General features: G+C 41.3%; 7 protein-coding genes and 1 rRNA gene. 1 reads left to right on the top strand and 7 read right to left on the bottom strand.

From position 1 onward, the window contains the following. From ROSEINA2194_RS19290 to recR, 7 genes are all read right to left on the bottom strand, one after another. Positions 1-204 (bottom strand): 16S ribosomal RNA (locus tag ROSEINA2194_RS19290); the annotation flags it as partial. Positions 205-786: 582 nt separating this feature from the next. Continuing rightward, entirely contained in the window at positions 787-1560 is a 774-nt protein-coding gene (locus ROSEINA2194_RS19295; RefSeq protein ID WP_007890871.1) for a CvpA family protein, read from the bottom strand. A 9-nt stretch (positions 1561-1569) separates the two neighbouring features. Further along, positions 1570-2766, bottom strand: a complete 1197-nt coding sequence (locus ROSEINA2194_RS19300) for a DUF5711 family protein (RefSeq protein WP_007890875.1) — start codon at positions 2764-2766, stop codon at positions 1570-1572. A gap of 99 nt (positions 2767-2865) precedes the next feature. Continuing rightward, positions 2866-4278 (bottom strand): LysM peptidoglycan-binding domain-containing protein, encoded by a 1413-nt coding sequence (locus tag ROSEINA2194_RS19305; RefSeq protein ID WP_044929029.1) that lies wholly within the window; start codon positions 4276-4278, stop codon positions 2866-2868. Between the two features lie 206 nt (positions 4279-4484). Further along, positions 4485-5426 carry a transketolase family protein gene (locus ROSEINA2194_RS19310; protein WP_007890882.1) on the bottom strand — a complete coding sequence of 314 codons (942 nt, stop codon included), beginning with the start codon at positions 5424-5426 and terminating at the stop codon, positions 4485-4487. Next, positions 5414-6250, bottom strand: a complete 837-nt coding sequence (locus ROSEINA2194_RS19315) for a transketolase (protein ID WP_007890883.1) — start codon at positions 6248-6250, stop codon at positions 5414-5416. Before ROSEINA2194_RS19315 ends, ROSEINA2194_RS19310 begins: the two co-directional genes overlap by 13 nt. Positions 6251-6274: 24 nt before the next feature. After that, positions 6275-6871 carry a recombination mediator RecR gene (recR, locus tag ROSEINA2194_RS19320; protein ID WP_021922087.1) on the bottom strand — a complete coding sequence of 199 codons (597 nt, stop codon included), beginning with the start codon at positions 6869-6871 and terminating at the stop codon, positions 6275-6277. A 273-nt stretch (positions 6872-7144) separates the two neighbouring features. On the opposite strand from recR, the gene ROSEINA2194_RS19325 reads away from it, so the two are divergent. Beyond that, a complete protein-coding gene (locus ROSEINA2194_RS19325; protein WP_007890886.1) occupies positions 7145-7915 on the top strand; it encodes a DUF6062 family protein in 771 nt (256 codons plus the stop codon). The last annotated feature ends 471 nt before the right edge of the window (positions 7916-8386 follow it).

Here is an 8386-nt window from a genome sequence, read left to right on the forward strand (position 1 = left end):
CACTGTGCGCTTATGCGGTATTAGCAGCCGTTTCCAACTGTTATCCCCCTGTGTGAGGCAGGTTACCCACGCGTTACTCACCCGTCCGCCACTCAGTCACTAAAACTTCATTCCGAAGAAATCGATCAAAGTGCTTCGTTCGACTTGCATGTGTTAAGCACGCCGCCAGCGTTCATCCTGAGCCAGGATCAAACTCTCATGTTAAAAGTTTTAATCCAGCCAGAATATCTGGCTTTTCTAAATCAGAAACAAGTTCCTACCGGAATCTTGATTCAGGTTTTACTGTTTTTAAGGTTTGCTTTATTAAAAGCTGTTCGTTCATCTTTCGATGACTTGAATTATTCTCTTATGAATCTTTCAAGGTTATTCACTGTTCAGTTATCAATGTTCTTTGTTGTTTTTAGCAACTCTGATATATTATCACATTCAGAAGTGTTTGTCAACAACTTTTTTATTTTGTTTTGCTTCGTTTTCGAAACAGTTCGTTGTCACTCGTTTGCGACAGCTTGTTAATAATACCAAACCGTCATTCGTTTGTCAACAACTTTTTTCATCATTTTATTTCATGAATGTAAGAATAACTTGTCCAGATTCTTTACCCATTCATTTAAATATTGATGTTCGCCACAGGTATTTCCCTCGCGGTGAGTATTATACTAACATCATTTTTTTCTACTGTCAACACACTTTTTTCATTTTCTACACTTATATTTTACTTAAGTTTCTCTTATAAATAGATATAGGGGAATGCATCCGGCTTACCCCTATATCTATGATCTCTATTTTTTATAAAAACATCATGATCAATGCAACGATCAGATTGTTTTCATATATATATGTAAGAAACGGACTTTCATATATATACGAAATTAAAGCCCCACCAACTTCACTGGTACTGCAAAGCGCTATCACATAAAAAGCAATCCAGACAACCACAAAGCCGTATATGGCTCCCGCAACAGTTCCGAGATACTTGTTGATTCCACGAATAATCGGAATCCTTGATACAATACCAAGTATTCCGGAAAAAAAATGCAACACGATCATCCCAACAGCAAATGCAATAAAAAATGAAATTCCATTTAAAATAAAATCTGCCATTCCAACAGAAACCTGTGCATAGATTCCGGAAGCATCTAATGCTTCCCCGGCAAGGTCTGCTGTTTTTTCTGAGATATTGTTCATGACAGAATCCGGAAGCTTCACACCAAGCTTTGTAAGATCCGCCGGTTGTCCATTATTCTGTTCCACTCCTTCTGCCTGTTGTCCTGCCGCCGGCTGTGTTTCATCCGCAGCTTCTCCCGGCACAGCTGCAGCTTCCTGTTCTATCTGTTTCGCTGTCTTTTCCCGGATCTGCTGTTCACAGTATACGGCAATCGTCTGATCTATAGACGTATTATCCCTCAGAAATGTATTGATATACGGCGTCGCCCACGTTACCAGCGCAAACATGATCACCCATGATACCATAGAATACATCATGCGTAAGAAGCCCTTGCGATAACCGTTGACAACGCAAAGCGCCAATAACAACACAATAATAATCAGTAACCAGTTCATATGTACTCCTTATTTCAGTCTTACTTTCTCGGTCGAATTTTCCAGTATGATCGTATAATTTAAACCAGTTCCTCCTGAAATGACCTTGTAAAGTTCCTCGTCAAAATCATAATGGAATTTGTAAATACCACGCACGGTATAGATATCGCAGGAATGATTGTTCAGGATGCACACTTCATTGTTTGACAAAAACCCGATTTCTGTATATTCCTGTGAAAAATCTTTCTCCATCACCGTGAATCCGTGCATATCGTACACCGCAACATGATGCGTCAGTTTTTCATCATTGTTGCTATATACAACTCCCACGTATTTATTATTATTAAAAATACTTTTTGCTTCCCCGGTCAATGGAATTTCCTGAGCCAGTTTTGGTTTTTGTGTTCCTTCAAAGATTGCGATCTCAGAATCCCCATATGCTACCATGCGGTCATCTGACACAAAATCAAGCTGTGGAATCACCATATCGGAAAATGAATTTGCAGATACAATGCGGTCGATTTCATTTTCGCCTACAGAACCGAAGTTGTAAAATGCAATCGTCGTTTTTACATTTCCATCATTGATATCCAGCATAGACACTGCAAGTTTGATGGCATCGTTCGACAGTGCAATCGCAATCGGATATCCACCATCCTCTCCATAAATAGCTCCGTTTACCAGCTCTTTTCCATTTTTGTCATACACTACAAGATACGAATTGGATTGATCTCCCATTAGCACCGCAACCGTTCCCTGTGCAGCGATGCTCACCTGCTCAATGGTCATCGTTGTCTCTATGTTTGACACCAGCCCCTGCGAAGTCATGATGTAAATCTGCGTTCCCTTTTTGTCATATATGGCCAGATAATCCTCACACATATCGATAGTCGGTTTCGCCATCTCATAGGTCTGATTCCAGATCCGTTCATTATAAGTATCCGTATACAAAGCACCATCATTGCTGTATTTTAAAATATTCCCCTGAAACTCTTCAAAAATGGTTGCTGCTGTATCCGAACGTTCCACAGTTGAATTTACATCAAAATCTTCGTAATGGCGCAAAGCCAGAAAGAGAAATAAGCCTGCAATGATCACGAAAATGATCAGCGCCGTCACCAGTGTTCTTTTTAAAATCTTTAACCGGTGTTCCCTTATTTTCTGTTTATACTCATCCATATCCATTGCCGGCACGGTCTTAAATTTCTTTTTATCCTGTTCTGTCATGCTTTCTCCCAAATTCTGGTGTTTTTGCAGTCCTTCACTTCTTTTTACTGCAAAGTTGTTTTTATTATAGCACGCCCCGGCTTTTGTTTCACTTCTTTTTTAATTCGGCAGTGTCAGATACTGACCTTCATAGATTGCATCCGGATTGTCGATTCCATTTGTCTCGCATAGCTTGTCCATCATAGCGGTAGTATTGTAAACTTTCCGGCAGATTCCCACAAGACTGTCACCCTTTTGTACAATGTAATAACCCTGCGAGAGATACTGGCTTGCTTCCGGCTGCACCACTGCTGTTTCCTGTGCCTGTGCATTGTCCGTCTGCCCTGCTGTCTGCACTGCGCCTGTGTCTGTCTGTGGCTGTGTTTCCGTCTGTTCTGTATTGGTCTGCACTTGTATATCATCCCCTTCCGCTGCTGCCTCTGTCTGTCCGTTTTCCTGTGTCGCATTCTCTGCTGTCTGCTCTTCTCCCTGCGTCACATCCACTGCCGCCCCTGTCTGTGCATTGTCCTGCGGTATAATGTTTCCCTCTACCGACTCCACTTTAACCGTTACATCTGTCTCAGAAGCCGGTGTCTGTGTCTCTGTTTCCGTCATCTTTGCACTGTTCATCTGCATCAGTGCTGTCTCCATCGCATTCATTTTCTGATGATTCTGAAACGCTGCAAATCCCAGACCACACACCACCAGAAAAAGTAAAATAGAAAGTCCGTAAGATGGAATCATTTTTGTTTTCTGCCCTTTTTGCTCCAGATAGGTACGGTAAGAACTCGTCCGTTCTTTTTCATTTTCCTCTTCTCTTGCATAATTCTCATCATTTTTCATTTCTGCAAAAAAATGTTCACTCCATGATTCCTGTTCCTGATTTTTTTCTTTCTGATTATCCTCCTGCATCATCTCCTGTTTTTCATTCTGTTTCTTTTGAATATATGTATCTTTTTTCCGCTCATCATCTATTATAGCGGATAAAGTAAACGATTTTTGTGCGTAATAAATGTAATATCCTGCTCTTCTCTTAAGATAGCCATTTTTCAGGCTATAAAAGGCATCCTCTTTTTCCAGAGAGTCCATAAGATACAAAATCTGGTGTTCTCCGCCAAAATAAGTCCGGTGCAGTTTCTCAATTGCAACCGTGAGATTCGGCAACTGTCCACGGATATCCATCGCCCAGCCGACAATGACCATATTGTCATAAGCATGTTTCAGTTTTTTATAAAGATACGCCCAACTGTCATCGCTCCACACTGGGCACTCCCCCTCAAATGCAATCTCTTCCAGACAGATTGCCGCCTCCACAAATACGCATTGCCTGCCAATCATATTTTCAAATCTTCCAAGCAAAACATAAACCGTTTTCTCCTGCAATGCATCGTAAGGATGCATATATTCATGTACTTTATTTTCTATGTAAATGCGGTCTCCAATATCCGGCGATCCGATCTGTCTGATATTCTTAGGTAGTTCTCTCTTTTCCTGTTCACTGTCAAAACTTTCTTCCCGAATGATCTCAATCATATATAAACCCCTTTCCGCTGCCTGTCCCATTGATGGGTGATGTTTACTTTACAGGAAATCCTAGCACAAGACGGACGCATATTTTGGCGGATTGTATCCTTCCCGAAAAAATTATTTCGACAAAAAAACCGATATACCGGAAATTTCCAGCATATCGGGTTTTCTTTCTACCTTGTTTTATTTTTTCACAAGAATATTTTAAAAATTTATTTTACAAATGCTTTTACTTTCTTGTAAATGCCTTCTGCATCCAGACCATATTTTTTGATCAGTTCGAGTGCAGGACCGGACTCACCGAACACATCATTGATACCGATCTTTAATACTTTTGTAGGTGCTTCCTCGCAAAGAACATCACATACAGCACTTCCAAGACCACCAATCACAGAATGTTCCTCTACCGTGACAACTTTTCCAGTCTTTAAAGCAGATTTTACGACAAGCTCACGATCTAATGGTTTAATCGTATGAATGTTGATGATCTCCGCATTGATACCGTCCGCCGCAAGCATTTTTTCTGCTTCGATTGTCTCATTTACACAGAGACCGGTTGCAAAGATTGTTACATCTGTTCCTTCTTTTAATACGATTCCTTTTCCAATTTCAAATTTGTAAGTTGCCTCATCGTTGAATACCGGCACTGCCAGACGTCCAAAACGAAGATAAACAGGTCCTACATGCTCATAAGCTGCTTTCACCGCTGCTCTTGCTTCCACATCATCTGCAGGATTGATCACGACCATTCCAGGGATTTCTCTCATCAGACCGATATCTTCGAGACACTGGTGTGTTGCTCCGTCTTCTCCAACAGAGATACCAGCGTGTGTTGCTCCGATTTTTACATTCAAATGAGGATATCCGATCGCATTACGAACCTGCTCATAAGCACGTCCTGCTGCAAACATTGCAAAAGAACTGATAAATGGAACTTTTCCGCATGCTGCAACACCTGCTGCGATACCTGTCATATTTGCCTCTGCAATACCAATATCCCAATGGCGCTCCGGGAAAGCTTTTTTGAACATACCTGTCTTGGTTGCGCCTGCTAAGTCTGCGTCTAAAACAATCAGATCGTCATGTTCTTTTCCCAGTTCAACTAAAGCATTACCATAACTATCACGTGTTGCTACTTTCTTTATTTCTGACATAATGCTTCACCTACTTTCTCTAAATCTGCCATTGCAACTTCATACTGCTCATCATTTGGAGCTTTTCCATGCCAGTCACAAACATTTTCCATGAAGGAAACGCCTTTGCCTTTTACTGTCTTGGCGATAATTGCTGTCGGCATTCCCTTTGTCTCTCTTGCTTCCTTAAATGCCGCACGAATCTGATCAAAGTCATTTCCATCAATGTTGATCACATGGAAGTTGAATGCTTCGAATTTTTTATCGATTGGATACGGAGAACATACTTCGTCCACTGCACCGTCAATCTGAAGGTTATTGTTATCTACAACGACTACAAGGTTGTCCAGTTTCTTAAAGCCAGCCCACATTGCTGCTTCCCAGATCTGTCCTTCCTGAATTTCTCCATCACCACAAAGTGTGTATACACGGTAATCTTTTTTGTCATACTTTCCAACTGCCGCCATACCAACTGCAACAGAAAGTCCCTGTCCAAGTGATCCGCTGGACATATCAACACCTGGAATATGTTTCATATCCGGATGTCCCTGTAAATAAGAACCTGTATGACGCAATGTAACGAGGTCCTCTTTTGGGAAGTATCCTCTCTCTGCTAATGTAGAGTATAATCCTGGAGCAACATGTCCTTTGGACAATACAAAGCGGTCGCGGTCTTCCATCTTCGGATTCTTTGGATCAATATTCATTTCTTCAAAATACAGATAGGTAAAAATATCTGCTGATGATAATGATCCACCCGGATGTCCGGATTTTGCACTATGAACTGCGGTCACAATGCTTTTGCGAATTTCATTCGCGGTTTTTTCCAGTTCTAAATTTGTCATAATAACCTTGCCTTTCTTCTTAGATCAAAGCTCCGTCCGCCCCTCAAGTGCACGAAGCAATGTCACTTCATCTATATATTCCAAATCTCCGCCTACCGGCACACCGCTGGCGATCCTGGTCACTTTGATACCGGTTGGTTTTATTAATTTGCTGATATACATTGCAGTTGTCTCTCCCTCAAGGCTGGAGTTCGTGGCAATGATCACCTCGTCCACATCCTGCTGTAATCGCTGCATGAGTTCCTTTAACTTAATGTCATTCGGTCCAATTCCAAGCATCGGTGAAATCGCACCGTGAAGCACGTGGTAGACACCGTCGTATTTCTGTGTTTTCTCATAAGCAGCAAGATCCCTTGTATTCTCAACCACCATGATCGTCTTGTGGTTTCTGGAGGCATCTTTGCAAATAGGGCACAGTTCATCGTCTGTCAGTGTAAAACATTCCTTGCAGTACCGGACATTCTTCCTGGCATTGATAATTGCCTCTGAAAGTCCTTCTACCTGCTCCACCGGCATATTCAGGATATGAAACGCCAGACGCTGTGCAGACTTCGCGCCGATTCCCGGCAGCTCGGACAATTCCTGTATTAACTTGTTAATCTGACTGCTGTAATAATCCATGACAACTTCCTGCTCTGATTTTTCTGCCGCCTCTTTCAGAGGCAGAGACTTTTGCACTCTTATATTATATGATAAAACGGATTTTTACAAGGATGATTTTCGCTGACTTACCAATTGTACTTACGAATGTGCAAAAATATCATAAAAAGTACCTTCCCGGGTTGTCAAAAAAGTTTTTGATATGATACAATAATATCCACTCTTTCCGGATTGCCCTTAGCAGAAATTAAAAAACTACAATCTTCATAAATTACACTTCCAGGAGACTTACATATGAGAGAAAATATTGCAACTATCCCATTGATCGATGCCTTTAAAGCCGATGGTGAATGTCCATTCTGCCATTTAGAGCGCGAGGCAGAACAGCATGCCATCTCCTTTATTTTAGGCTCTGCTTATATGGAGGATGACATCCGCGAAAAAACAGATGCAACCGGATTCTGCCGTCATCACTTTAAAATGATGTATGATTATGGAAACCGTCTCGGAAACGCTTTAATTTTAAGTACACACTTGAAGAAGCTGAATGCAGAACTCACAAAAGAAATGAAGGATTTCTCGCCCGGAAAGTCAAGTTTTTTAAAACGCATGAGAAAAACAGATGCAACAGATCCAAAGCTTCCAGAGACGCAGCTGGGTTCATGGATTTCTCAAAAAGTAAACAGTTGTTATGTATGTGACCACTTCCGCAGCATTTACGGACGGTATCTGGACACCTTTTTTGACCTGTATCTGAAAAACGAGGAATTTCGGCAGATGTTTGAAAACAGCAAGGGATTCTGCCTTCCTCATTTCGGCGATCTGATCGAGACTGCGGAAAATAAATTAAATGATGCACAGAAGAAAGATTTTTATGCAATTGCTTTTCCTCTCATGCAGGAAAATATGGAACGGCTGCAAAAGGAAGTCTCATGGTTTGTGGAAAAGAATGATTACCGCAATAAAGATAAGGACTGGGGAACTTCCGCCGACAGTATCCAGAGGGGTATGCAGAAATGCGCCGGGGGATTTCCGGCGGACGAAACCTTCAAAGTGAAACTGTAAACCGGAGTTTAACGTATGAACTGCCGCCTGTAGGTGGTGGCACGGATTTTTAGATTGAATTTTATAATTTAGGTTATGAACAAAATATTGCAGTCTGACATGTTTATGAAAACATGAATGTGAAATGGACAAATATTGTGTTTCGTTGCGTCAAACATTGCGATGAACCTCTCTGAACATTTGTGTTCAGCAGAGGCTTCCACAAATGGAGAGTTTCATCTCCATAACGCAAAACGAAAACAATATTCGCCCACTTTACATTCATTATCTCATAAGTTATGAAACTGCAATATTTTGAATATACACTCCATAGAAATTCAATCTAAAAATCCGTCAATCCAAGTTACGAGCGGCAGAACCCAAAGATGAAACTCCGTGAGTTCCATAACGTAAATTGGCAGATTCTGTGGTGCAATCCATAACGTTGATTGGGCAAATATAAGCGTCCTCTCACAAGTCATTCACAGCGTG

It is taken from the genome of Roseburia inulinivorans DSM 16841, assembly GCF_000174195.1.
GTDB classification, from domain to species: domain Bacteria; phylum Bacillota; class Clostridia; order Lachnospirales; family Lachnospiraceae; genus Roseburia; species Roseburia inulinivorans.

Bases quoted from the DNA above. Each gene is read 5' to 3' on its own strand.
- ROSEINA2194_RS19295 (WP_007890871.1), bottom strand. From the start codon at position 1,560: ATGAACTGGTTACTGATTATTATTGTGTTGTTATTGGCGCTTTGCGTT.
- ROSEINA2194_RS19300 (WP_007890875.1), bottom strand. From the start codon at position 2,766: ATGACAGAACAGGATAAAAAGAAATTTAAGACCGTGCCGGCAATGGAT.
- ROSEINA2194_RS19305 (WP_044929029.1), bottom strand. From the start codon at position 4,278: ATGATTGAGATCATTCGGGAAGAAAGTTTTGACAGTGAACAGGAAAAG.
- ROSEINA2194_RS19310 (WP_007890882.1), bottom strand. From the start codon at position 5,426: ATGTCAGAAATAAAGAAAGTAGCAACACGTGATAGTTATGGTAATGCT.
- ROSEINA2194_RS19315 (WP_007890883.1), bottom strand. From the start codon at position 6,250: ATGACAAATTTAGAACTGGAAAAAACCGCGAATGAAATTCGCAAAAGC.
- recR (WP_021922087.1), bottom strand. From the start codon at position 6,871: ATGGATTATTACAGCAGTCAGATTAACAAGTTAATACAGGAATTGTCC.
- ROSEINA2194_RS19325 (WP_007890886.1), top strand. From the start codon at position 7,145: ATGAGAGAAAATATTGCAACTATCCCATTGATCGATGCCTTTAAAGCC.